Origin of the sequence: Kribbella sp. NPDC056951 (assembly GCF_042674205.1) — a bacterium.
GTDB lineage: Bacteria > Actinomycetota > Actinomycetes > Propionibacteriales > Kribbellaceae > Kribbella > Kribbella yunnanensis.
Genome location: NZ_JBHUQZ010000002.1, coordinates 947,861 through 972,499, shown reverse-complemented (window position 1 = coordinate 972,499; position 24,639 = coordinate 947,861). Strand labels below are relative to the sequence as shown.

The following is a 24,639-nucleotide window of genomic DNA, read 5'->3' as shown; positions in this document are numbered from 1 at the left end:
CCTGGATCCGGCCAACCCGCTCTCTGTGCTCTGAAGTGGTTAATCTGTGGAGATGCAACTGGTTGCCGTGCTGGCGCTGGAGGATGTGATCGCCGCCGATCTGGCCACGCCCGTGGAGCTGTTCGGGCGGGTGCGGCTGCCGGATGGGCGGGCGGGATACCGCGTCGTGGTGGCCGGATCCGAGACGTCGGTCGGGGCCGGGCCGCTGCGGATCATGCCCGGGGCCGGCCTCGACATCCTCGAGCGCGCCGACCTGATCGTCGTACCGGGTCGCAACGATCCGACGGCCCCAACGTCGCCGGAGGTGCTGACCGCTCTGCGCGCCGCCGCGGATCGGGGCACGCGGCTGATGTCGATCTGCGTGGGTGCGTTCAGCCTGGCCGAGGCCGGCCTGCTGGACGGGAAGCTCGCGACCACCCATTGGCTCGCGACTGACCGGCTGGCGCGCGAGTATCCGTCGGTTCGAGTCGACCCGGACGTCCTCTACACCGACAACGGCTCGATCCTGACCTCGGCCGGTGCATCCGCCGGCATCGACATGTGCCTGCACGTGGTCGAGAACGACTACGGCGTCGCGGTCGCGGCGGATGCGGCGCGAATAGCGGTCGCCCCGCTCCACCGCACGGGCGGGCAAGCGCAGTACATCCTCCGCAACCGGCCGACCCAGCACACGGCGAACCTCGAGCGCGTCCTGGCGTGGATCGAGGAGAACGCGCACCGGCGGTTGACGCTGACGGACATCGGCGCAGCCGCCGGGATGAGCGTTCGGACGGTGGCGCGACGGTTCACCGAGGAGACCGGGCAGAGCCCGATCCAGTGGCTGACCGGCGTCCGGATCAGGCATGCCCAAGAGCTCCTCGAAACGACCGACTACACCGTCGACCGGATCGCCGACAAGGTCGGCTTCCCGACCGCGAGCAACTTCCGCACCCTGTTCGCCCAGACAGTCGGCGTACCCCCAGGCGCCTACCGCCGAACCTTCCGCCCGGCTAGCTAGCGCGCGACTTTCGGTGGGCAGGTAGGTCCGGAAGTTCGATGGGAGCGAGTCTGCTGACCGAACTCGAACACCTGGTCCGGGCCGGCCTCACGCCCGCAGAGGCCCTCACGGCCGCCACTGCCGCATCACCAACCTCCGCACCCTCCACACCATCTGGAAGAACGGCTATCAGGTCGACCGCACGCCGCCCGCGGAGGTACGGCGTTCGAGCGCCTCGATGACGGTCGGGCAGACGTCGACGTCGTAGAGCCTTTCGATGGCCTGAAGGCCGCCGGGGCTTTCCGCGTTGATCTCCACCACCTTGCTGCCGATCACGTCGATCCCCACGAAGAACATGCCGTCGGCAACGAGTTTCTCGCTCATCGCCTCGATGATGCCGCGTTCGGCGTCGCCGATCTCGAGCGGGACGGGGTGTCCGCCGGTGCTGATGTTGGCGCGGGGGTCGTTCCCCGTCGGCACCCGGCGGAACGCGGCCGGCTTGCCGTCGCACTCGAGGAGCTTGCCCTCGAGCAGGAAGATCCGGGCGTCGCCGTCGACGCCGCCGTCGACGAACTCCTGAGCGATCGCGTAGCCGTCCTCCAGGACTGCCTCCGTCATCTGGGCGAGGTTCGCCTCGTCCTCGTCCTCGATCATGAACACGTTGCGGCCCTTGGATCCGTAGAGCGGTTTGACGACACAGTGGCCGACCTCGGCGGCGAACCGTTCGATCGCCTCCGGGTCACGGGTCACGAGCGACCGGGGCCGGATCTTGGCCGGGAACTCCTCCAGGTAGAGCTTGCTGGTGGCGCGGGCGAGGCAGGAGGGGTTGTTCACCACCGTCACGCCGCGGGCTTCGAGCAGCTGGCCGAAGACCACGCCCAGCGGGCTGGCCCACGACCGGTCCCGCAGGTCGTCGATCGATTCGTTGCGCAGGAACACGGCGTCGAGGTCGTCCGTCGCGATCCGCTCGGGCTCGCGCTCCTGGACGCGCTCCAAGAAGGTCGTGAGGGTGTCGCCCGACCGGAACTCTGCGGCACGTGCCCGAGCCGTCAGCTCCCCGTTGGCCGGACCCGCCTCGAGGTCGCCGACTCCGACGTACCAAACCTGATGCCCACCCTGTACGGCGGCCCTGGCGAGCCGCGTGGTCGCGTACTCGTCCACCTCGGCGGGGACATCGTTGACGAAAAAGGCCAGCTTCACGAGGCAGCTCCGTCGTACAGGTCGGTGACCGAGGCTCCCGCACGGAGTCGGTTCAGGCGGTCCTGAGCGCCGGGCACATCCAGCCAGCGTGGGCGGATCCACGGTGCTTCGAGGACGCCGCGGTCGAGCAAGTCCTGGATCAGCGAGACATGGTCGAGGGCGAGCTTGCCGACGAAGAGCACGTCGAGGCTGTTGCCTTCCGCAATGGTCTCGAGGATGCGGGTGATCCCGCGCAGGTAGATCGCGTCCTTCACCGAGCCGCCGCCGACGACGACCCGGATCGCGATCGACCAGGCCGTCTTGGCCGGGATCCGGTGGTCTTCCCGGAGCGACTTGAAGATCTCCGGGAACTCGGCGCCGTCCAGCATCTTGCCGACGGCAACAACTCTGGCCGCGAGCACCCGCAGCCGCCGCGGATCCAGACCGCCGGTCAGATACTCCGCGAGGACCGCGAGACCCTCCTGAGTCTCGTCGTACCCGGGCAGTCCGATCTTCAGCAGGGTCAACGGTTGCCGGGCGCCGTTCTGGTAGGTGACGACGTGGGTCCCGACCTCGTGGTGCAGGAGGGGCTCGACGCGGTCCGCCCGGATCGCCGCGGTTTCCGGGATGAGCAGCTTTCCGAACGAGACCATCAGTTCGGAGACGTCCTCACGAACCTCGACGTACGCCGGGAAGTCCGGATACATGGCCTGGTAGCGGTCGAACTCCTCCTTGGCCGCCTGCGCGAAAGTAGCCGCCGTGACACTGCGGCTACTCGGAGCTTGGACCGGAATGAGCTTCAGTAGTTCCTCGGCCGCAGCCGCGAGCGCGGGGGAGACCTCGCCGTACAGCTGAAGTGATCCGTACACGAAGCGTGAGGTGTCGCGGTCTTCTAGGACCGTGATCTCGCGGGCGATCTCGTCCCGCTTCGCGCGGAAGAGTGTGTGCAGCGCGGGATCGTCGATGGTCTCGATCTCGAGGTCGTACAGCTCCCGGCGGACCAGGTCGGGCTCGAACTCCAGCGGCCGGAGCCGCAGCGTGGGCGCCGAGCCGAAGTCACCGCGTTCGAAGTCCGTCCACGCTTCGGCTGCGTTGACCGGTGTGAGGTTGAGCAGCAGATCCAGTCTGCGCTCGATGGCGGTCAGCCGCCCGTCGATGTCGACGGCGGCTCCGAGCGTTTGAGTCGAAGAGCTCATCTTCCTGCCGTACCCACGAAGCATCACAGGCAAGCAGAAAGCCCAACAACTAGAAAACACTTTGTTTAATTCTGTGTGACTGCCTGATCACTCCGAGAGGAGTTCCGACAGCTGGGGGGAGTAGGCGCGGTGCAGGACGAGCGCCGCGCCACCGACCGCGGCGGCGTCGGCGCCGAGCGGGGACAGTACGACGTCGACCCCGCGGATGTGCCTGGACATCGCCCTCGTGGCGAGGGCTCGGCGGGCGGTCTCGGCATAGCGTTCACCGATATGGCGGATGCCGTGGCCGCCGAGGACGACCAGGTCCACGTCGGTGATGTTGACGACGTTGACGACCGTGGCGGCGACCTGGTCGGCCGCCTGGGCGAGGACGCCGGCCGCCAGCGGATCGTGGGCGGCCGCTGCCTCGTGGATCGTGAGGATGTCGACGGAGGCGGGGGCGAGGCGGAACCGCTGGGACAGCGAGCTCGGGCTGCCGGCGACCAGCCTGCGGTGGGTCTCGGCGACGATCGCGGCGGGGCGGGCCACGGTCTCGAGGCAGCCCCGGTTGCCGCAGTAGCACTCCAGCCCGTCCGGTACGACGGACGTGTGGCCGAACTCGGCCGCGTTGAACGATCCACCTCGGTACACCTGCTGGTTCAGGATCAGGCCGCCGCCGATCCCGGTACCGAAGAAGAAGTAGGCGAGATTGCCGACGCTGCGCCCGGCTCCGGCCCAGCGCTCGCCGATCGCGGCGGCGGAAGCGTCGTTGTCCAGGGTGACCGTCATACCGGTGGCGTCGGTCAGCATCTGCTTGATCGGGACGCGATTCCAGTGGGGCAACTGGGGTGGCGTGACCACGGTCCCGTGTTCCTGGTCGATCGGTCCGGGGCTGGCCAGTCCGAGGCCGAGGACGCGGTCGGGGGAGACCGCGGCGAGAACCTCCTGGACGAGCTTGGCCATCGACGCGACGACCTCGACGGGTTCGGCGCCCGCAGGCGTGGGGAGCCGCTTGGTGACGATGGGCTGGCCGCGCAGGTCCACGGCCACACAGGCGAGTTCCGCGGGATCGAAGTGCAGCCCGATCGCGCACCCCGCGTCGGCGTTGATGCGCAGGATGGTGCGTGGCTTCCCGGCGCTGCTCACCCGGCTGGCGCCGTCCTCGCGCACGATGCCCTCGTCGAGCAGCCGGCGGACGATCCCGGAGACGGCCTGAGGCGTGAGACCGGTGTGATCGGCGATCTCCTGACGGCTGATGCCGTCGGCATGCTGGATCTGCTCCAGCACCACCGCCTGGTTGTACCGCCCGACTTTGGGGAGGTTCGTACCTGCTTGTCGCACCCGTTGCCCTCCAGATCACTGATCGACGCCAGTCTCCCGCAGAGCGTTGACGAAGTAAATCAAATGGATTTACAGTCCTCCAGGATCAGCTCGCGACACACAGGAGTTCCGGACACAGTGATGCCAGTTCTGCTAGAGATGCGGTCGATCACCAAGACGTTCCCCGGGGTGAAGGCGCTGGCCGATGTCAACCTCGTGGTGCGCGAGGGTGAGATTCACGCCATCTGCGGCGAGAACGGCGCCGGCAAGTCGACGCTGATGAAGGTGCTCAGCGGCGTCTACCCGTACGGCGACTACAGCGGCGAGATCCTCTACCGCGGTGACGAGGCCCGGTTCGGCGACATCCGGGCCAGCGAGCACGCCGGGATCGTGATCATCCACCAGGAGCTGGCGCTGATTCCGGGGATGTCGATCACCGAGAACATCTTCCTCGGCAACGAGCCGCGCAAGGGTGTCGCGATCGACTGGAAGGCCGCTCAGCGCCGCGCGCAGGAACTGATGAAGCTGGTCGGGCTGAACGAGGACCCGGACACGCTGATCAAGGACATCGGCGTCGGCAAGCAGCAGCTGATCGAGATCGCCAAGGCGTTCGCGAAGGACGTCAAGCTGCTGATCCTGGACGAGCCGACCGCCGCGCTGAACGAGTCCGACTCCCGGCAGCTGCTGGACCTGCTGCGCGAGTTCAAGAAGCAGGGCATCACCTCGATCATCATTTCGCACAAGCTGAACGAGATCGAGGCGGTCGCCGACTCGATCACGATCCTGCGCGACGGCAAGACGATCGAGACCCTCGACGTCAAGGCCGACGGGGTGAACGAGGACCGGATCGTACGCGGCATGGTCGGCCGCGACATGAGCAGCCGCTTCCCGGACTACACGCCGAACATCGGCGAGGTCTTCTTCGAGGTCCGCGACTGGACCGTGCGGCACCCGATCACCGACCGGCTGGTGACCAAGCACGCCAACTTCTCCGTACGGCGGGGTGAGGTCGTCGGATTCGCCGGCCTGATGGGTGCCGGCCGGACCGAGCTCGCGATGAGCCTGTTCGGGCGGTCCTACGGCACCTGGCTGAGTGGCCAGGTCTTCAAGGACGGCCAGGAGATCCGGCTGCGAACGGTCTCGGAGGCCATCGAGCACGGCCTGGCCTACGTGAGCGAGGACCGCAAGGCGATCGGCCTGAACCTGCTCGACGACATCAAGACCTCGATCGTGGCGGCCAAGCCGGCCAAGATCGCGCACCACGGCGTCATCGACGAGGTGGCCGAGCACCGGGTCGCCGAGCAGTACCGGCAGGACCTGCGGATCAAGACGCCGTCCGTCGACGAGGGCATCGCGAAGCTCTCCGGCGGCAACCAGCAGAAGGTGGTGCTGGCCAAGTGGATGTTCAGCGATCCGGACCTGCTGATCCTCGACGAGCCGACCCGCGGGATCGACGTCGGGGCCAAGTACGAGATCTACGGGATCATCCACCGGCTCGCCGAGCAGGGTAAGGGCGTCGTGGTGATCTCCTCGGAACTGCCCGAGCTGATCGGCCTGTGCGACCGGATCTACACCGTGTTCGAAGGCACGATCACCGGTGAGGTGCTGCGTGCGGACGCCGACCCCGAACGCCTGATGAAGCAGATGACCACTACGAAGAAGATGCCGGTGTGATGAGCGGACTCCAAGACCTCAAGAAGAACCTCTTCGGAGGAACCACCTCTGTCGGCCGCCAGTTCGGCATGATCTTCACCCTGGTGGCGATCATCCTGCTGTTCGAGGTGCTGACCGACGGCCTCACGCTGACGTCGGGCAACCTGATCGCGGTGGTCAGCCAGTACTCCTACATCCTGATCCTGGCGATCGGGATGCTGATGGTGATCGTTGCCGGACACATCGACCTGTCGGTGGGATCGGTCGCGGCGTTCGTCGGGATCGTGGTCGCCAAGGCGATCCAGAACTTCGACGTACCGTGGCCGCTGGGGATCGTGCTGGGCCTGGTGGTCGGCGCGCTCATCGGTGCCTGGCAGGGCTTCTGGGTCGCCTATATCGGCGTACCGGCGTTCATCGTGACGCTCGCCGGCATGCTGCTGTTCCGCGGTGGGAACCAGTTCATCGGGAACGCCGACACGGTTCCGGTACCGGAGGGCTTCCGCACGATCGGTGCGGGCTACCTGCCCGAGGGCGGGCCGATTGCCGGCTACAACAACCTGACGCTGCTGCTTGGCCTGATCGGTTGTCTGGCAGTTGCGTGGCGCGAGTGGCAGGCCCGGAAGACCCGGCAGGAGATGGGCGCCGAGCCCACTCCGCTGTGGATCTCCGGTGTTCGGCTCGCCGTGATGGTCGGCGTCATCATCTTCGCCACCCTGCGGTTCGCCGGCGGTCGCGTCGGTACCAGCCTGCCGGTGTCGGGCATCATCCTGATCGGCCTGGTGCTCATCTACTCGTTCTACACCCGCAACACCGTCTCCGGCCGCCGCATCTACGCGGTCGGCGGTAACGCCCGCGCTGCCGAGCTGTCCGGCGTGAAGCTGCAGCGGGTCAACTTCTTCGTCATGACGAACATGGGGATCCTCGCCGCCCTGGCCGGGATGATCTTCGTCGCGCGGTCGGCGGCATCCGGCCCGCAGGACGGTCTGAGCTGGGAGCTCGACGCGATCGCCGCTGTGTTCATCGGCGGCGCTGCGGTCTCGGGCGGTCTGGGTACCGTCAGCGGCTCGATCGTCGGCGGCCTGGTGATGGCCCTGCTCAACAACGGCCTGCAGTTGATGGGCGTCGGCGTCGACCTGGTCCAGATGATCAAGGGCCTGGTGCTGCTGTTCGCCGTCGCACTCGACGTCTACAACAAGAGCCAAGGACGCTTCTCGGTGATCGACTCGATCACGCGTCCGTTCCGTCGCGAGGGACCGCCGGCCGCCCCGGCTGTCCCCGCCGATGCGCCACGGCAGAGCGACAAGACCCCGGCCGCCGGCTGAGGCAACTGAACTTCCGCTGGACTTGGTCCGTGGTCGCACAAGAAAGGTAGTCATTGATGTCCAAATTCATCACCAAGGCGGTCGCGGTCGGTGCCGTCGCCGTACTTGCTCTCGGTGCCGCAGCCTGCGGCAACACCCGTGAGGGCGAAGGCAAGACCGGCGACGCGCCCAAGGGCTTCGCGGCGGATTCCCTGGTGGGCGTCGCACTCCCGTCGAAGACGTCGGAGAACTGGGTGCTGGCCGGTGACCTGTTCACCAACGGCCTCAAGGAAGCGGGCTTCAAGTCCGACGTCCAGTACGCCGGCGCCTCGACCACCGTGGCCGACCAGCAGGCCCAGATCTCGACCATGGTCACCAAGGGCGCGAAGGTCATCGTGATCGGCGCGACCGACGCCGCGCAGCTGTCGACCCAGGTGAAGCAGGCCAAGGAGTCCGGCGCTGTCGTCATCGCGTACGACCGTCTGATCACCAACACCGGTGACCTGGACTACTACATCGCCTTCGACAACTTCAAGGTCGGCCAGCTGCAGGGCCAGGCCCTGCTGGACGGCATGAAGGCCAAGAAGGCCACCGGCCCGTGGACGATCGAGCTGTTCTCGGGTTCGCCCGACGACAACAACTCCGCCGTCTTCTTCAACGGCGCGATGGACGTCCTCAAGCCGCTCATCGACAAGGGCGAGGTCGTCGTCGGCTCCGGCCAGAAGGACATCAAGCAGACCGCCATCCAGGGCTGGAAGGCCGAGGGCGCCCAGCAGCGGATGGACTCGCTGCTGACCTCGACGTACACCGGGAGCAAGACCCTGGACGGCGTCCTGTCGCCGAACGACACCCTCGCCCGCGCCATCCTGACCTCGGTCAAGGGCGCCGGCAAGCCGACCCCGGTCGTCACCGGCCAGGACTCCGAGGTCGAGTCGGTCAAGTCGATCATGGCCGGCCAGCAGTACTCGACGATCAACAAGGACACCCGCAAGCTCGTCGCCGAGACCATCAACATGGTCAAGACGCTGCAGACCGGCGGTACCCCGCAGGTCAACGACACCAAGACCTACAACAACGGTGTCAAGGTCGTCCCGTCGTTCCTGCTCCCGCCGGTCATCGTGACCAAGGCGAACGCGGCCGAGGCCTACGCGAACGACCCGAAGCTGTCGCCGCTCACCAAGTAGCACCAGCTCGGCAAGGCGCCCGTCCTGGACTTCCAGGGCGGGCGCCTTTTGCCGTCCGGACGGATCTGTGCCGAATCTTGGCGATTCCCTGACCTGACCATGACGTGGCGTGTGGAACCGTGGAGCCGTGCTGGTTCTCCTGGTTGAAGACGATCCCGCCATCGCCGGTGCCTTGTGCGACGGGCTGCCTCGGTACGGTTTCGAGGTTCGGCATGTGACCACGGGAGCTGAGGCACTGGCCTCGCACCCGGCGGCGGAAGTGGTGCTGCTCGATCTGGGGCTGCCCGATGCCGACGGCATCGACATCTGCCGCAAGATCCGGGCGGTCAGCGACGTCCCGTTGATCATTATCACGGCCCGCTCGGACGAGATCGAGCGGGTCGTGGGCCTGGAGATCGGGGCGGACGACTACGTGTCGAAGCCCTTCGGGTTGCGCGAGCTGGTGGCGCGGATCCGCGCGGTCACCCGGCGTACGGCGGTGCGGGACCAAGTCGTCGCGGCGGCACCGGTAGACGCTCAGCAAGTCGGCGCCATGACGCTCGATCGAGCGGCCCGGCGGGTGTTCGTGTCCGGGGCGGAGGTCTCGTTGACACCGCGGGAGTTCGATCTGCTCGCCTTGCTTGCCTCGCGGCCGGGTGCCGTACACACCAGAGAGCAGCTGATCGAGGAGGTCTGGGACAGCAACTGGTTCGGATCCACGCGCACTCTGGATGTCCACGTCGGGTCGCTGCGCAAGAAGCTCGCCGGGGCGGTCGACGTACAGACGGTTCGTGGTGTCGGCTTCCGGCTCGAGCAGCACGCCGGATGAAGCTCCGGCTGGTCGCGAGCTACGTGGTCCTGGTGGCCATCGCCTTGGCCCTGTTCACCGTTCCGGTCGCGGCGAGTTCGGCGTCGATCCTGCGGTCGACGCTGGCGCAGACGGCCGAGCGGGAGGCCCGGTTGTTCGCGCCACTGGTCGTCCGGACGGATCCGGCGGCCAGGCAGTCGATCGTGGACCGGACCCGGGACTTCGAGAGCGCAACCGGTTCGCAGGTCCGGCTGATCTCCGCCGGGACGGCCGGAGTGCAGGACGCACAGGTCAACCAGGCGCTGTCCGGCGGAGATCCAGCCGCCGTCTGGAGTGCCGACGCGGTGAGTGTCGTGTTGCCGGTCAAGTCGGGCGGGCGCACCGTCGCCGCCGTACAGATCATCTCGCCGGCGGCCGAGGTCAACGCGCAGATCGCGCAGATCTGGCAGTTCCGGTTGCTCGTCGGCGCTGGGGTATTGCTCGCGGCGACTGCGATCGCCGTACTGATCGCCAGCACTATTGCCAGGCCGCTCAAGCGGCTGGATGCCGTGGCGCGGCGGATCGGCGACGGCGACTACTCGGCTCGCGCCGAGACCAAAGGAGCGCCCGAGATCGCGACCCTGGCGCGGACGCTCAACAACAGTGCCCGGCAGACCGAGGCGCTGCTGGGTTCGCAGCGGGCGTTCGTTGCGGATGCCTCCCACCAGCTTCGGACGCCGCTCGCGGCCATCCGGCTGACCCTCGACAACATCCGCGACACCAGCGACGATCCACAGCTGAGTGAACGGATCGCCACCGTCGACGCCGAGATCCACCGGATGGGCCGGATGGTCGAGGGGCTGCTCACCCTGGCCCGTGCCGAGTCCGCGACGACCGCGGCGCAATGCATCGACCTGGCGGAGGTGGTCGATGCGCGCAAGTCGACCTGGTCCGCCGCGATGGACGACGCCGGGGTCACCCTGCACGTCGACCTCGAACGGCCCTGCAAGATCACCGCGACTCCCGGTGCGATGGAGCAGGTCCTCGACAACATCCTGAGCAACGCGCTCACCGCCGCGCCCGCCGGGAGCACCGTCGTACTGCGAGCTCGCAGTCACGGACCGGCGGTCGACCTCGTGATCCGTGACCAGGGCGCCGGGATGACCGACGAGCAACGCGGTCGAGCCTTCGACCGGTTCTGGCGAGCCGGTCCGCCGGGCACCGGGACCGGCCTGGGCCTCGCGATCGTCCGCCAGCTCGTCGAACACGACGCTGGGTCCGTGGAACTGCGGTCCGCGGACGGCGGCGGACTCGAAGTACGGATCAGCCTGCGCGCCAATCGCTGACACGATCCTGCCGCAATCCACACCTTTCCCTGACAGATCGTTGCATGGCGCAACGGGAGTCTGGAGGCATCGAGAACGCCACCAGACAAGGAGAAAGTTCGTGAGGAACCCCACCGCCCGCCGCGTCCAGCTCGCCACGATCACCGGCACCGCCCTGCTCGCGGTGACAGCATTGACCGCCTGTGGTTCGAACGCTGCTGCCGCGACCAAGCCTTCGTCGCAGGAGATCGCGGCCCTGTTCGACCAGTGGAACACCGCGCTGCAGGGCGATCCTGAGGGTGTGGCCGAGCTGTACGCCGAGAAGGGGATCCTGCTGCCGACCCTGAGCCCGGTCGTCCGCACCAACCGCGAGGAGATCAAGGAGTACTTCGAGAAGGACTTCCTGCCCAAGAAGCCGTCCGGGACGATCACCGAGTCCCATGTCCTCGTCATCGACGAGAACTCCGCCGCGCACAGCGGCAACTACACCTTCACCGTCAACGGCAAGGACGGCGCCCGGACGAAGGTCCCCGCCCGCTTCACGTATGTCTACGAGAAAATCGACGGTAAGTGGCTGATCGTCGAACACCACTCCTCCGCCGTACCGGCCTCATAGGTGGGGGCGGAGGCGGGAGCGGGCCAGGACGGCTTGGATCCGGTCGGGGAGGCACAGTTTGGCCAGGACGTTGGAGACGTGCACCTTGACCGTGCTGCGGCTGATGACGAGGCGTTCGGCGATCTCCTGATTGGACAGGCCTAGCGAGACCAGGTCGAAGACCTCGCGTTCGCGGTCGGTCAGGTGTTGTAGTGCCTGCAGGAGGGCTTGGTCTTCGGCGTTCGGGAGGTCGGGGCGGAGGGCCTCGATCAGGCGGGTGGTTGTCTCGGGAGCGAGGACCGAGTTGCCTGCGGCAACCACCCGGATCCCGTCGCGGAGACGTTCGCTGGGCGCGTCCTTGAGGAGGAAACCACTCGCGCCAGCCTGCAGAGCGGCGTACACGTAGCTGTCGAGGTCGTAGGTGGTGAGGATCAGGACGCGAGTACGCGGGCTGGCGGCCACGATGCGGCGGGTGGCTTCGATCCCGTCGAGGACCGGCATCCGGATGTCCATCAGGACGACGTCGGGGGAGTGGAGGCTCGCGGCCTCGATCGCTTCCCGGCCGTTGCCCGCGACAGCGACGACCTCGAGGTCGGGCGCTACGTCGACCAAGCGGCTGAGCGCCTCGCGCAGGAGCTCCTCGTCGTCGCAGACCACGACCCGTACGGCGCCTGTCACGAGCCACCGCTTCCGGAGCGGACCGGCTGACGCAGCGGCAGGGTGGCGTAGACGGCGAAGCCGGTCTTCGTGGGGCCTGCGTGCAAGGTTCCGCCGAGGAGCTCGACGCGTTCGCGCAGTCCGACCAAGCCGGTGCCGCGAAGGGCTTTCTTGTGAAGGCGGTTGCGGGGTAGTTCGTTCACGACCTCGATCTCCAGGGCTCCTGTCAGATAGGTCAACCGGACAGCGGTCGGTACGGCGCCCGCGTGCTTGGCCACGTTGGTCAGCGACTCCTGGACCACCCGGTAGGCGGCGAGCTCGATGCTGGTGTCGGCCTGGCGTACCTCGCCTTGGCGGTCGACGGTGACCTGCGGTCCGCCGGACGGGATCCGTGCGACGAGTTCGTCGAGCTGGTTCAGATCGGGTGGCGGGCGCAGTTCGCCGGGCGTCTCAGTGCGCAGTACGCCGAGGAGTCGGCGCAGCTCGGCGAGCGAATCGCGGCCGGTGTCGGCGACGCGGTACAGGGTCTGCCGCGCGGCGGCCTCGTCACCGGTCTCCGCGCCGGCCTCGGCGTCGAGCACCATCCGGGTGACGGAGTGATTGAGGATGTCGTGCAGTTCCCTGGCCAGGAGGGCTCGCTCCCGATCTGCGGCCTGTTGCTCCGCGACGGCTCGCTCCTCGGCCAGGCGGCTGGAGGTCTCGCGCAGTTCGGAGATGCGTGACCGTTGTGACGCTTCGAACCGGCCGCTGATCCAGAAGCCGAGGAAACACATCACGAGCGCGCCTGCCATCGCCAGCGGTCGGTCGTAGCCGATGGTGAAGGCCACCGCGACAGCGCAGTAGCCGAGGCCGAAGGTCAGTGCGACGATCCGCTGGCGGCGGCTGCCCCAGGAGGCTGCGTAGTACGCGGCGATGATGACGCCGAAGGTGAGGACGTTGCCGCCTGCCAGATAGATGGCGGCCTCTAACGCGATGATCACGAGCATCATCGCGGCGGGGAAGCGGCGGGCCCAGGTCAGGGCGATCGTTTGGGCCATTCCACCGGTCAGCGCGATCGCGCCTGCGGAGTCGAAGCGCTGAAAAGCGACCAGCGCAACCAGGAGCGGGAAGGTGGAGGTGACCAGGTGGTTGACCTGGGCAACCGACAGCGGTACCGGCCAGCGCCGGGTGGGAAGGCTCAGGTCCATTGCCACGTGTCGCGTCGACGCCCCGGCCTGGTCCTCCACCACAGATAGCCTCCCAGCGGTACGACGGCGGCCAGCGGCAGCAGGCCTATGGCCCAGGCTAGTGCCCCAGGCGGTCCCGGACGGCTGCCGACCGGTACTTCGAGTACGCCGGTGCCGGGGCCGTTGGGTCCGTCGAGGGCGAACTCGAATCGCCAGACACCTGGTTGGTTGAGCGCGACGATGTCTAAGCCCCACTGGTCGAGTGCTCGGGGGTGCCTCGCGAGCTCCGTGCCGTTGGCCGTGGATTGTTGCTGCGGTCGCAAGACATCGCCGTTCGGTGCGATGGGTTTCAGGGTGGCTTTGAGCCCGGTGATGCCTTGCTCGGTTTCGAAGAGGAAGTCGAGTGAGCGTTCGGAGCGTAGCGGCCATCGGCTGAACGAGGTTCGCACCTGGTAGGGACCGACTGCGGTCAGTTCGGTGTGCACGATGTCGATTGGTTCGGTCGCTGTTCCTTGGGCTGAGGCCGGTGTTGCTACGGCGAGCAGCACGATTGTGGCGAACAGGATGCGCTTATACATGGTGACCTTCCTGGGTTGCGGCACGGCCGAGGCTGCCCAGCTGCCAGCCGATCCACGCGGCTAGCGCGCCGACGACTGGGCCGGCGACGAGGGTGAGCGGTTCGGGCTCGAAGACCGGTACGGCGAAGTAGCCGAGGGCAACCAAGGTGCCTGCTACCGCGCCGAGGGCGAGCACACTTGCCTTGGGCGACCAGTTGCGTCGTACGGCGAAGTGGATGCCTGCGGCAAGTATCAGCGCGGCCAACGGCATCGCCATCGGGAAGGTGATCGGCATCACCGGAACGCCGGTCACGTAGTCACGGAGCCCTAGCCCGAGCGACTCGGCGTACAGCTTGGTGGCGGGCATCGGGAAGAACCACAGGAGGACCTGTACGGCGACGTAGGTTGCGGCGATCATCGCCACGGCCTTCGGGCTGCGGAGTGCGCCGGCGGTGGCGGCGATCAGGAGGACGGCTACGGCGGTGATGGCGAGCACGACGGAGTGGACGCCGGGCAGGGGCGGTGTCGAGTAGGCGAGGAACACCAGCGAGGCGGTTGATGCGGCGACGGCCGCCGCCAGTCCGAACCGGCCGGAGGCGCTGCGCCTCATCATGATGAAGGCCAAGGTCACTCCGACTGTGTCGAACAGGCTCATCAGCGACATCGCGACATGCGGGGGCGAGGTCGGTGTTACGTCGAAGCCGTAGACCGTGTGCCACCACAGGTCCGCCAGGCCGTAGAGGAGGCCGACGGCAGCCGCCGTACCGGAGAGAAGGAAGGGGAGTGGCGCGCGGAAGACGCGCAGCACGGTGATCGCGCTGGCTCGGTCGGCGGCTCGGGTCGTCAGGAGTACGACGGCCAGGCTCGTGGTACCGCTGATCGCCGTACCGAGGTACATGACGAGGTGCGGGAGGGTGAAGAACGTGTCGGGGCCGACGTCGGAGTGCCATTGGATGTCCCAGACGAGGCCGATGCCGGCGACGGTTGTGCCCAGCAACAAGAGCCAGGCGCCGAGGCGTTCTCGGCGGGGTGGTTCGCTGATCATGACGGTTCCTTTCAGTCCTTGAGTCAGTCCTTGACGGAGACGGTGATGGTGACCGTGTCGGTGCCCAGGCGGACGGTGAGGTCCCAGGAGCCAGGCATGGCGAACAGTTCGCCGCGGCCTCGGTAGTGGCCGTCCTTGCCGCGCTGGGCGGTCAGTGCCGCGGTCGCGTGCCCCATGCTCGGCATGCCGGGCTCGAGGGTGACTGCTTTGAGGGCCTCGTCCTTTGGGGTGACTACCAGGTCGACGTCGACCGGGCCGGTGGTGAGCTCGCTGAGTCTCAGCTCGACGGTGTGCTGGTCCGATGAGCCGGTGAGAGTCACCGATGCGTCGTTGGTTGGCCAGAGCAGGTAGGCGGCGCCTGCGCAGATCACCACGGCGGAGATCAGTAGCGCCAGCGGCCGGGCTAGGCGGGTCATGGTTGTCCTTTCGCGACGTCGATCGTGAGCGGCACGGTGTGGATCCGGAACGCCCGTGCGAATTGCACCCACACGAGATAGCGGCCGGGCGCCGGGAAGGTGTAGGTGAACCGCAGCGTCGGTCCTTCCCTGGCGACGGTCTCGTCCTGCAGCGGTGCCCTCGTCGCGGCTCGCTGTGCCTGGGCGGCCATCGAGGTCAGTTCGTGCACATGGCCGAAGAAGTTGCCCTCGGCATCACGGATGACGAGGTGCCCCGCCATCCCGAGCCACGGCTGCAAGTCCCGCGCCGGCCGCCCGTCGGCGCTGACCTCCGCCTGAATCGTGACCGGCCTCTGCGCCACCACGCGCTTCGGTGACAACGCCACCTGTACGTCGACCCCGTCAGCCTCGACTGACGGCGCGGGCAACCGGGATCCCGCTACGTGGAAGCTCCCACTGACCAGTTGCGCTCCACTGTCCGCCCGCTCGAACTCGGCGTACATGAGGTGCTTCCCGGGTGTCCTGACGGACATCCGCACAGTCAGTACGCCGGGTGCGGTGCGGACCGGGTGTACATGACGAAACTCGCGCCCGTCCTGGCTGGTGATGACCGTGTGGATCAGCGCCGCATGATGGGCAACCAGATCGTCGGCCGGTCGGCCTGTGCTCCCGTCGGTGAGGTTCAACACGAGGTCGAAGTCCTGCCCCGTCTGCGGATTCGCCGGTTCGGTCCGCAGCCGGAGGTTCACGTACGGCCGCCCGTTAGGTGCCGACCCATCGGCCGCATCAGCCCGCAACGCTGACCCCGGTGGAGCTCCGTCTGGCACGGCTGGCGGCATGTCCTTCGACAATCCAGCTGTCGTCGCGGCCGCGACCAAGGCGATCACCGCCCCAACAGCCTGCGGTACGGCGAGAGCCCGAATCCCCGGCCGCCGAGCCACGGCACATCCGAGACTGGTGATGATCAACAGCCCGGCCGCCGCAAAGCCGCCGTACGTGATGATCTCCCAGGTCGCGAGGCGATCGACGAGCACCCGGAACGGGATAGTCGCGCGTTGATCACCCGCCCTGAGCTCAAGTACGTGCTCACCAGGTCCCTCGACCCGGAGAACGGCAGCCTGCACGCCGGGGGAGACCAGCCGCATCACCGCATCGTTGGGCTGCCCGGTGATGGTGAGTGTCAACGTCGTCTTTCGGACGGGGGAGTGCGCGAAGACCTCCACCTGCAACGGCCCAGGTACCTCCGACGTACGCCGCAGCACGATTGTGAGGTCGTTCCCCGCAAACGTCTGCGCCAGCTGCAAATCCGCCGTAGGCCCCACCCCGTGCGCCTGCGCGGGCAGTGGCGACGCCAGGGCCGTGATGAGGACAACCAGAAGGAGGACGACCCGTTGCCTCACCTGTTTTCGCACACCCGCGACGCTACGGACCCCCGCCCACCCCCACATAGGCCAACCGGCCCGACTTCCCTACGACCAGAGAACTAGACCCCCGCCCTCGCAAACCATCACCACCCACGAACGGCAACACAATCACCAGCCAGCCAGCCAGGCTCGGGCAGCGGACACTCGGCCGACGACTTCTACGACGGTTGCTGTCTCAGATCAAGCGGCTCGCGGCGGACCCATCGGTGTGGTTGCTTCACCGGGGTAAGGCTTCCGGTTGACGTCGCAGCCCGATCACAAGCGCCCACCCCGACAACTCTCAGGCGGGCCTGCGTTCGATCCCCCCAGTTCTGATGGCCCACAGGTCCGCATCCCCAGCACCGGCCACCACCCAGACGACCGCCGTCCGATGGGACCCCAAGTCCGGTGAGCCAATGGCTCCCACCATGAGCTGGTACGACGTTGGGCACGGCTCAACCATCTGCGCGATCGGAAGGTGGTTGATGGGTGCTCAAGGTGCGGTGGTCGGGGCGACCTTGGGCACGGTTCGACCGTTTCGGTGGCCAGCGAACGGTTGGTGGGTGCTCAAGGTGACTGCCGGCCCGTGTTCTCGGGGCGTCGGGGGGTGACTGGCGCGTTAGTCGGAACGAAATCGGCGCCTGGACCCGAAAATCTTCCGACTGATATGGAGTTGTTGGTGTCAAGGGGGCAGGGTGAGGCGCCCGGCTGGAAGGTGTTCCGGTCGGGCGCCTCGTGGCTTCGTGGATCAGGTGGTGGTGAGCGTGTCGTTGGCGACGCGCGGTCAGGACTGATATGCGCGGGTTGGTTACCGCAGGACGGGGTGTTCGGCTGGAGCGGGTCCGCGTATCTAACGTCGAGCGTCACCTTGGCCTGTGAGGGTTTTGGTTGCTCATAGTCGGTTCGCGGGTTGCTCCTCGTGCTGTCACCACCGGGCGTTTGGTCAACGAAGCCGGTTTGTGGGGTTAGTCCGGCATGATGGCCAGGGACCAGCACCAGCCGGCGAGTTCGCGGGCGATGGCGACGTCAGCGATGGTGGCCTTCTTGTTCCGTTCGCTGAACCTGACCCAGCGTGCGTGCAGGCGCCGGTTGCCGGCGTCGCCGCGGGCGCGGGCCGCGGGTGTGGCCAGTGCCCAGCGGTCGCGGATGGTTTTGCCGGGCAGGTAGCGGGTGCGGTGGTGCCAGGCGGCCTCGACCAGGAGCCGGCGGGCGTGGCTGTTGCCGGCCTTGGTGATCGAGCCCTGGGCCCGGCTGGCTCCTGATGAGTGCTCGCTGGGCACGAGGCCGACGAATGAGCCGATGGTGTTGCCGTTGAACCTGGTCCAGTCGCCGATCTCGACCGCGAGCGCGAACCCGGTCAAGGTCGCGACACCGCGCAGACAGCCCAGCCTGCGGGTCACGGCGGTGAACTCCGAATCGGCTGCCATCGCCGTGATCGCGGCATCGAGGCGGTCACGGCGCGAACTGGTGGTCAGGACACAGTCGTAGCAGGAATCGAACGTCAGCCGCGACACCGCCGCGTCGAAGTGTTGCCGCTGCAACCAGGCGTCGTGTTTGCCGGTCCAGGCCGCACCACCGCAGTAGACGATCCCGTGCCGCAACAGGAACTTCGACAACCGGTGCCGCGCGCGCATCAAGTCACCACGGCAGTCTTCCCTGGCCCGGACCAGATCGCGCGCTGTCTCCTGCCCGATCGTCGGCACCGCGACCGGCGTGATCTCGTCAAGGCGCAGCAGCCGCGCCAGATGGATCGCGTCCTTGGCGTCGGTCTTCACCCGGTCACCGGCCGGGCGCTGCAGTTTCGACGGTGCCGCGACCTCGCAGCGCACTCCCGCCGACGTCAACGCCCGGCAGAGCCCGAACCCGGTCGGGCCGGCCTCATAGGTCACTGCGACCGGGCCCGGCAGTTGCTGGATCCAGGACCGGATATGGTCATGAGCCGGGGTCAGCCTGGCCTGCACCAGCTCACCGGTGACCCCATCGATCGCGGCCGCTGCGACCGATCTGGCGTGCACGTCCAGCCCAACACTCGTACGCTCGGTAAACACCGGGGCCTCCCCACAATGTCGGATAGACCGAGCAGCCGAATTCTGCCCGGTAACCCACGAATCTGTGCGGTGAGGCCCCGGCTCACAACCCTTCGCAGCGCCGGTGACCACAGTTCCCCGCCGTTCCTCGATCGGCGCGCCTTCAACCGGCGAGCGGGACGGAGTCAACGTGGAGCACGCGCAGCGCAGCGAGCATGAACGACGTTGACACCCTCCCGCACACCGGCTTCACAATCACCGCCCGAGGAAACCGGAACACGCACAAAGCCATGCGGTCACTCCATACCGTCTAACGCAAGACCTCGAGCATCACGCACCTCAGCCACAGCCCGTCAGCCCCAGACGGCGTGGAGCCGCGGTCACCGGGCCTCGCCAAGCAGCTCAGCCAGCTGCGTGGCGCACCCTCTGGTTTTGGTCGGCCGCCTTTGGTGGTCGAGTCCGGGGTGCAGGCCGAAAGGGACTCGGCCGGGGGCGTTCGCTCTGGCTGATCGCCGCGTCCGGCCGACTAGAAAGAAAGCGTGGCTGGGCGCCGCGGTGGTTGGGGTGGGTGGTGCGGTCGGTGACCGTGGCTTGCGTTGCTTGGGGTTGCCGGGTTGTGGTTGGGGTGGGTGGTGCGGTCGGTGACCGTGGCTTGCGTTGGTTGGGGTTGCCGGGTTGTGGTTGGGGTGCGGGAAGAGGTCTGCTGGCAGCTGACCCACCCAGCACTGCCGAAACATCAACCGCACGACCAGTCCTCCGTCGACCCGGAACATCAACCGGACGACCAGTCGTTCGTCGACCCGAAACCCCGCCTCACCACAACCGCCTGTCTCTCCACCCGTCCATCTGAGGAGCCTTCGAACACTTCGGGGCGGCTCAGGTTGCTGCTTGGAAACTGCGGTGGGCATGGGTAGGGCCGCGGGCCGGTCGGTGGACCGGCTGCCGCGGTGGGGTGATGGGGGGGTGGAGGGTTGTGGGCGATGGACCGGGTGGTGGGGTTTCTACGGTCCGGCTGTGGGGGTGGTGTTGGTGCCCCAGGGGTCGGTGTAGTTGGGTGCCACTGCGGTGAGCCAAGTTCGGAGGGCTTGACGGGCGGCGGCCAGTGTCGGGTTGGGCAGGGTGCTGGCGGGCGGGAGCCGGTTCGGTTGTTCGTGGGTTGGGTTGCTGGTGACGCCGCCGTAGCCACTCCAGTCGGAACTGGCGTTGCTGACGTCCCGACCGGGATCGCTGTCACTGGTGTCGGGGCTGGAGGCGGGGGTGACCCAGCCGATGACCTCGGCGAGTGCGGTGGGGTCGGTGCGGGGTGGGTCGGCCCAGCTCGGGCGGGTGACCTGGACGCCTTCGGTGGTGATGGACAGTGCCCATTGGTCGTCGTGGACGGCGCGGTGGTGGACGGCGCAGAGGAGGGCGAGGTTTTGGAGGTTGGTGGGGCCGCCGTTGGCCCAGTGGATGAGGTGGTGGGCGTGGCACATTGAGGGTGGGGCTTGGCAGATGACGCAGCCTTTGTCGCGTTTGTTGAGGGCGCGGCGGATGTAGCGGTTGACGAAGCGTTGTTCGCGGCCTACGTCCAAGGGTTGGGAGTCTCCGCCGAGGACGATCGGTAGGACGGCGGCGTCGCAGGCGAGGAGGCGGACGGCGCCGGCGGATAGGTTGCCGCCGAATACCAGTTCACCTACCCCGCCACCTTGACCGGCCGCACCGGCCCCGTTCGCACCGGCTCCAGCTGTACCGGCTCCGGTCGCTTCGGTTCCGCTTGCGTCGGTGCCGGTGGTGCCGCCGAGGGCGGTGGGGGTGGCGGCGAGGGTGGCGGCTTTGAGGTCGTTGAAGTCGATGGTGACGGTGAGGTGGGGGACGCCGGGGTGGTCGGGGTTGCCGGCGGCGGCGTCCATGGTGGTTTTCAGGGCGTCGGCTTGGCGTTGGTCGAGGGTGCGCGGGTCGCGTTCGCCGTCGATGGTCTTGTGCGGCTTGGACAAGGCGTGCATTTGGGTCTGGAACTGGTCGGCGCTGGCACCGGCCAGGAAGCCGGTGAACTTGACGCCGCCTTCGACGCGGCGGATCCGCAGGGATTCTTTCGCGGCTGCTTCGGCTTCGGCTGGTTCCTTGCCGTCGGTGTCGAGCCGGGTGAGGACTGTCTGGCCGAACTCGGTGAGCTTGCGGGGGTTGGACACGCGGGCGGCGTTGATCATTTGTTCTTCGGCGACGGTCAGGGTCTCGACCGGCACCGACGAGGGTGCTTTCTCCAGGGTGGTGACGATGACCTTGGCCAGATCGACCGACAGAACCGCGGGACGCGATGGGTCGGCTGGGTCGGGCAGGGCGGCGGTGACGGCTGGGTACTTGCGCAGGGCGGCTGTGTAGGCGAGGTCTTTGCGGACCTCGGCACGGTCGATCCGGTACCGTTCCGAGACCAGCTCCACGGTGTCGCGGGCACCGAGCTCGGCCGCGGCGCCCATCTCGTCGAGGCGGGCGAGCACCTGGAGTTCGTCGGTTTCGATCAGGGCTTTGGCGGCCTTCAGGGTGTCCAGGCGCGACAGCAGTTCGCTGCTGCTCTGCGTGTACACCGGGGGCATCGCCAACATCTCCATACCCAAGAGCTTAGACATGCCCACCGACAGTTTTCGAGCTCAGAACCCCTTATTTACAAGAGAAGTGTGGGCTGTTTGGGGACTCACGCTGTCAACAGTTGCGTCCAGGGTGAGGTGGGTGGTTACGCGGTAGCGGTCGCCTCGGTAGGAGGCGTGGGTGTACTCGAAGAGGCGGCCGTGCTGGTCTCGGGTGAGGCGGTCGAGGGTGAGGATGGGGGCGCCTTCGGTGAGGCCTAGGACGGCTGCTTCGGTGGCGTCGGCGGCGGCGGCTTCGTGGGTTTGTTCGGCGTCGGTGGGGATGACGCCGTACTGGTCGCGGAGAAGGGCGTAGAAGGAGCCGGTTTCGATGGCGGAGATGTCGATGCCGGGGACGAGTTCGTCGAGGACGTGGATGGTTTCGAGGGACATTGGTTCGCCGTCTACCAGGCGTTGGCGGGCGATGCGGAGTACGGCGGCGCCGGGTTCGATGCGTAGGCGGCTGCCGATGGCCATGCCGGCTGGGATGACGGAGTGGCTGAGGACGCGGCTGGTCCAGGTGCCGGGGGCTGGAGGGTAGGCGGCCCCGCCCGTGCGGGAGGGGCCGCCGACGATCTCCTGGGCGATTTTGGGGGAGCCGACGAACATGCCGCGGCCGTGTTCGCGGACCAGCCAGCCGTCGCGGACCAGTTCGTCGACTACCGAGCGGAGGGTGGGGCGGGAGATGCCGAGGTCGGCGGACAGTTGTCGCTCGGACGGGATCGCTTGGCCGATCGCCCTGGTTTCGATCAGGCCGATCAGGTGTTCACGGGCGCGATCGCGCTTGCGCAGACTGGCTGTCACTACCTCGCCTCTCGGTGGCTAGCTGTACACGCGAACGTAGTCGACCAGCATCTTGGCTGGGAATTGGGTGGACGAAGTGGGCGGGCCCGGCCAGACCCCACCGACGGCGAGATTCAGCAGCAGGTAGAAGGAGTGGTCGAAGACCCAGGTGGCTCCGGCGGGGATGTCGTCGGGGGTCACGGTGTGGAAGGCGGTGCCGTCGACGGTCCAGACGATTTTGTTGGGTGACCATTCGACGGCGTAGTTGTGGAAGGCATCGGCCCATTTCGAGGCGGCGGTGATGCTGCCGCCGGGGCCGTTCTCCGAGTGGTAGCCGGGACCGTGCACGGTGCCGTAGAGGGTGTACGGCTCGCTGCCGACGATTTCCATGATGTCGATCTCGCCGTTGTTCGGCCAGCCGGCCTCGTCGATGTTCGAGCCCATCATCCAGAAGGCCGGCCACAGGCCCGGACCGTCCGGAATCTTGATCCGGGCCTCGAACTTGCCGTAGGCCTGGTCGAATTTTGCCTTGGTGGTGATCCGGCCCGAGGTGATGTCACAGGTTCCGTAGGGACAGTTCTCCATGCCGGCGAGTTTTTCCTTGCGGGCCTGTACGACGAGAAGGCCCGCGCCGTCGGTGGAGACGTTCTCGGCGCGGTCGGTGTAGTACTGCCATTCCTCGTTGCCCCACTGCGGTTCACCGCCGACGTCGAAGTTCCAGCGGCTCGCGCTCGGCAGGGTCCCGGCCGGGGAGTCGAACTCGTCCTGCCAGGTAAGGGCCAAAGCGGGCCGTTCGTAGGCGCCGGCCGGCGCGGTGGTCAGGGCGGGTGAAACGACGGCAGCCGCGAGCAGCGCGGCCACCAGGCGGGTTCGTCTCATGACAACCTCCGATAGCGGGTGGGTTGCCGAGGACCGTCTCACGCTGGGCAATAAGTGGTCAATATCTCAGACCGCAGAACCAGAACTGGGCTCGACAACGCTTGACATGTCTGCCGATCGCGCAACAGACTCAGGCAGAGCTAGCTGGTGAGTAAGTGGTTAAAAAGATGAGGGCGCTTTCATGAAGAAGCTTCTGTCGATGGTGGCTGTCGTCGTGCTCGCTTCGGTGAGTGGGTGTACGGACAGCAGTCGGCCGGAGCCCGGCCTGGTCTGGTCGGACGAGTTCGACGGGTCGGGGCCGGTCGACGAGCGGTCCTGGAATGTTGCTACCGGCAACAAGGAGTTCGACGGCTGGGGTAATGAGGAGCTGCAGTACTACACGAAGGACAGCCTGGTCCGTGATGGCGAGGGGCATCTCGCGATCACTGCTGAGAAGGCCGCGCTGGACGCTGAGCTGCCCTGCTGGAACGGGAAGAACTGCGAGTACACCTCGGGCCGGATCACCAGCGAGGACAAGGTCTCGATGCAGAACGGGCGCGTTGAGGTTCGCATGAAGGTGCCCGCGGGCACCGGGCTGTGGCCCGCGTTCTGGATGCTCGGATCCGGCGTGGATGAGTGGCCGAACGGTGGTGAGATCGACGTGATGGAGTGGGTCGGCAACGAGACGAAGACGGTCTACGGCACGCTGCATGGCCCGGGCTACTCCGACGATGCCGGCGTACAGGGGGAGGTCGAGCTGCCTGCCGATCTGAGCGACGACTTCCATGTGTTCGCAGTCGAGAAGAGACCGGAGCGGATCCAGTGGCAGGTCGACGGTAAGACGTTCTTCGAGATGACGCCCGACAAGCTGCCCGAGGGGAAGAAGTGGGTCTTCGAACGCCCCTTCTACCTACTCTTCAATCTCGCCGTCGGCGGCCCGTGGCCAGGAAGCCCGACCGAGGAAACCAAGTTCCCTGCAACGCTGCTCGTCGACTACGCGCGCATCTACAACTAGGCAGAGCGGTCGAGCCATTCGGTCAGCAGTGATCGTTCGTTGTCGCTCAAGGTCGGCAGGTCGGGCATGGCTGCTCGGAAGGCGTTCACGACCGCCACGGTGTCGGAGGCGGGTGGTGCTGGGTTCGTGGTCAGGATGCTTGCGAGCACTGCCTCGAGGAGCCCGTCGAGGTCGGCCTTCGGCTGACTGAGCAGGGTCAGTACGGCGCCGGTGCCGGCCGCACGGATCATGTCGACTGCGCGACCCTCCGGGACGCTGAGGAGTCCTGCCGCTGCGACCCGGCTGACCCGGGCCCGAAGGACCTCTTCGCCGGCCACAACGGCTGGAGAAGATCGCCGCGGGCTGGTGAGCAGCTGGAACACCTCGGGGTTCGACAGCCCGAACTGGAGATGCGCGTGCCAGGCGGCCCGAAGATCGTCGACCGGATCGCCGTCCTCGGCAGCTGCCTTCACGGTCTTGTCGGCGGAGTAGCCGGCCATCACGTGCTCGGCCACCGCCTCCATCAGGCCGTCCTTGTCGCCGAAGATCCGGAAGATGGTCGGCGGCTGGACCCCGGCGGCCTGCGCGACCGCGCGGGTGGTGACCGCCCGCGCTCCACCCGTGCGGAGAAGCTCGGCCGCGGCGGCGACGATCTCGGCTGTGGCGTCCATGAATCGATG

Annotated in this window: 22 protein-coding genes; 8 read left to right on the top strand and 14 right to left on the bottom strand. The window is 67.3% G+C overall.

Features of this window, described 5'->3' with window-relative positions; all coding sequences use genetic code 11:
• The first annotated feature begins 52 nt into the window (after positions 1-52).
• Positions 53-997 carry a GlxA family transcriptional regulator gene (locus tag ACFTSF_RS11935; protein WP_380153829.1) on the top strand — a complete coding sequence of 315 codons (945 nt, stop codon included), beginning with the start codon at positions 53-55 and terminating at the stop codon, positions 995-997.
• 168 nt (positions 998-1,165) lie between these two features.
• On the opposite strand, the gene ACFTSF_RS11930 is transcribed toward ACFTSF_RS11935, so the two are convergent.
• From ACFTSF_RS11930 to ACFTSF_RS11920, 3 genes are all read right to left on the bottom strand, one after another.
• A complete protein-coding gene (locus ACFTSF_RS11930; RefSeq protein WP_380153828.1) occupies positions 1,166-2,176 on the bottom strand; it encodes a glutathione synthase in 1,011 nt (336 codons plus the stop codon).
• Positions 2,173-3,351, bottom strand: coding sequence for a flavohemoglobin expression-modulating QEGLA motif protein (locus ACFTSF_RS11925; protein ID WP_380153827.1), 1,179 nt, complete (start codon positions 3,349-3,351; stop codon positions 2,173-2,175). The genes ACFTSF_RS11930 and ACFTSF_RS11925 overlap by 4 nt, the downstream gene beginning before the upstream one ends.
• Before the next feature lie 87 nt (positions 3,352-3,438).
• Complete coding sequence (locus ACFTSF_RS11920) at positions 3,439-4,671, bottom strand: ROK family transcriptional regulator (protein ID WP_380153826.1); 1,233 nt, start codon at positions 4,669-4,671, stop codon at positions 3,439-3,441.
• 120 nt (positions 4,672-4,791) lie between these two features.
• Between ACFTSF_RS11920 and mmsA the strand changes: the two genes are divergently transcribed.
• The 6 genes from mmsA to ACFTSF_RS11890 all read left to right on the top strand — a co-directional run bounded on the left by mmsA (position 4,792) and on the right by ACFTSF_RS11890 (position 11,495).
• Positions 4,792-6,324 carry a multiple monosaccharide ABC transporter ATP-binding protein gene (mmsA, locus tag ACFTSF_RS11915; RefSeq protein ID WP_380153825.1) on the top strand — a complete coding sequence of 511 codons (1,533 nt, stop codon included), beginning with the start codon at positions 4,792-4,794 and terminating at the stop codon, positions 6,322-6,324.
• Positions 6,324-7,625, top strand: a complete 1,302-nt coding sequence (gene mmsB / locus ACFTSF_RS11910) for a multiple monosaccharide ABC transporter permease (RefSeq protein ID WP_380153824.1) — start codon at positions 6,324-6,326, stop codon at positions 7,623-7,625. Before mmsA ends, mmsB begins: the two co-directional genes overlap by 1 nt.
• 56 nt (positions 7,626-7,681) lie before the next feature.
• Positions 7,682-8,788 (top strand): sugar-binding protein, encoded by a 1,107-nt coding sequence (locus tag ACFTSF_RS11905; RefSeq protein WP_344163463.1) that lies wholly within the window; start codon positions 7,682-7,684, stop codon positions 8,786-8,788.
• Positions 8,789-8,915: 127 nt separating this feature from the next.
• Positions 8,916-9,596 (top strand): response regulator transcription factor, encoded by a 681-nt coding sequence (locus ACFTSF_RS11900; RefSeq protein WP_380153823.1) that lies wholly within the window; start codon positions 8,916-8,918, stop codon positions 9,594-9,596.
• Positions 9,593-10,900, top strand: a complete 1,308-nt coding sequence (locus ACFTSF_RS11895; protein WP_380153822.1) for a sensor histidine kinase — start codon at positions 9,593-9,595, stop codon at positions 10,898-10,900. Before ACFTSF_RS11900 ends, ACFTSF_RS11895 begins: the two co-directional genes overlap by 4 nt.
• Positions 10,901-11,000: 100 nt before the next feature.
• Entirely contained in the window at positions 11,001-11,495 is a 495-nt protein-coding gene (locus ACFTSF_RS11890; protein ID WP_380153821.1) for an SgcJ/EcaC family oxidoreductase, read from the top strand.
• Here ACFTSF_RS11890 and ACFTSF_RS11885 read toward each other — a convergent pair.
• From ACFTSF_RS11885 to ACFTSF_RS11840, 10 genes are all read right to left on the bottom strand, one after another.
• On the bottom strand, positions 11,490-12,152 hold the full coding sequence (locus ACFTSF_RS11885; protein ID WP_380153820.1) for a response regulator: 663 nt from the start codon (positions 12,150-12,152) through the stop codon (positions 11,490-11,492). The genes ACFTSF_RS11890 and ACFTSF_RS11885 overlap by 6 nt on opposite strands.
• Positions 12,149-13,360: a sensor histidine kinase gene (locus ACFTSF_RS11880; RefSeq protein WP_380153819.1), complete on the bottom strand. Its 1,212-nt coding sequence runs from the start codon at positions 13,358-13,360 to the stop codon at positions 12,149-12,151. The genes ACFTSF_RS11885 and ACFTSF_RS11880 overlap by 4 nt, the downstream gene beginning before the upstream one ends.
• Positions 13,309-13,875: a hypothetical protein gene (locus tag ACFTSF_RS11875; RefSeq protein WP_380153818.1), complete on the bottom strand. Its 567-nt coding sequence runs from the start codon at positions 13,873-13,875 to the stop codon at positions 13,309-13,311. Before ACFTSF_RS11875 ends, ACFTSF_RS11880 begins: the two co-directional genes overlap by 52 nt.
• Positions 13,868-14,899, bottom strand: coding sequence for a hypothetical protein (locus ACFTSF_RS11870; RefSeq protein WP_380153817.1), 1,032 nt, complete (start codon positions 14,897-14,899; stop codon positions 13,868-13,870). The genes ACFTSF_RS11875 and ACFTSF_RS11870 overlap by 8 nt, the downstream gene beginning before the upstream one ends.
• Positions 14,900-14,922: 23 nt before the next feature.
• Entirely contained in the window at positions 14,923-15,315 is a 393-nt protein-coding gene (locus ACFTSF_RS11865; RefSeq protein WP_380153816.1) for a hypothetical protein, read from the bottom strand.
• Positions 15,312-16,706, bottom strand: coding sequence for a hypothetical protein (locus ACFTSF_RS11860; RefSeq protein ID WP_380153815.1), 1,395 nt, complete (start codon positions 16,704-16,706; stop codon positions 15,312-15,314). The genes ACFTSF_RS11865 and ACFTSF_RS11860 overlap by 4 nt, the downstream gene beginning before the upstream one ends.
• A gap of 956 nt (positions 16,707-17,662) precedes the next feature.
• Complete coding sequence (locus ACFTSF_RS11855) at positions 17,663-18,745, bottom strand: IS110 family transposase (protein ID WP_380153814.1); 1,083 nt, start codon at positions 18,743-18,745, stop codon at positions 17,663-17,665.
• A 980-nt stretch (positions 18,746-19,725) separates the two neighbouring features.
• A complete protein-coding gene (locus ACFTSF_RS11850) occupies positions 19,726-21,309 on the bottom strand; it encodes a DUF222 domain-containing protein (protein ID WP_380153813.1) in 1,584 nt (527 codons plus the stop codon).
• Positions 21,310-21,348: 39 nt separating this feature from the next.
• On the bottom strand, positions 21,349-22,128 hold the full coding sequence (locus ACFTSF_RS11845) for a GntR family transcriptional regulator (RefSeq protein WP_380153812.1): 780 nt from the start codon (positions 22,126-22,128) through the stop codon (positions 21,349-21,351).
• 18 nt (positions 22,129-22,146) lie between these two features.
• The gene (locus tag ACFTSF_RS11840; protein WP_380153811.1) at positions 22,147-22,986 is read right to left on the bottom strand and encodes a family 16 glycosylhydrolase; all 840 of its coding nucleotides are present in this window, start codon (positions 22,984-22,986) and stop codon (positions 22,147-22,149) included.
• Positions 22,987-23,167: 181 nt separating this feature from the next.
• Between ACFTSF_RS11840 and ACFTSF_RS11835 the strand changes: the two genes are divergently transcribed.
• Positions 23,168-23,980, top strand: a complete 813-nt coding sequence (locus ACFTSF_RS11835) for a family 16 glycosylhydrolase (RefSeq protein WP_380153810.1) — start codon at positions 23,168-23,170, stop codon at positions 23,978-23,980.
• On the opposite strand, the gene ACFTSF_RS11830 is transcribed toward ACFTSF_RS11835, so the two are convergent.
• Positions 23,977-24,630 carry a TetR/AcrR family transcriptional regulator gene (locus ACFTSF_RS11830; RefSeq protein ID WP_380153809.1) on the bottom strand — a complete coding sequence of 218 codons (654 nt, stop codon included), beginning with the start codon at positions 24,628-24,630 and terminating at the stop codon, positions 23,977-23,979. The genes ACFTSF_RS11835 and ACFTSF_RS11830 overlap by 4 nt on opposite strands.
• Positions 24,631-24,639 lie beyond the last annotated feature (9 nt).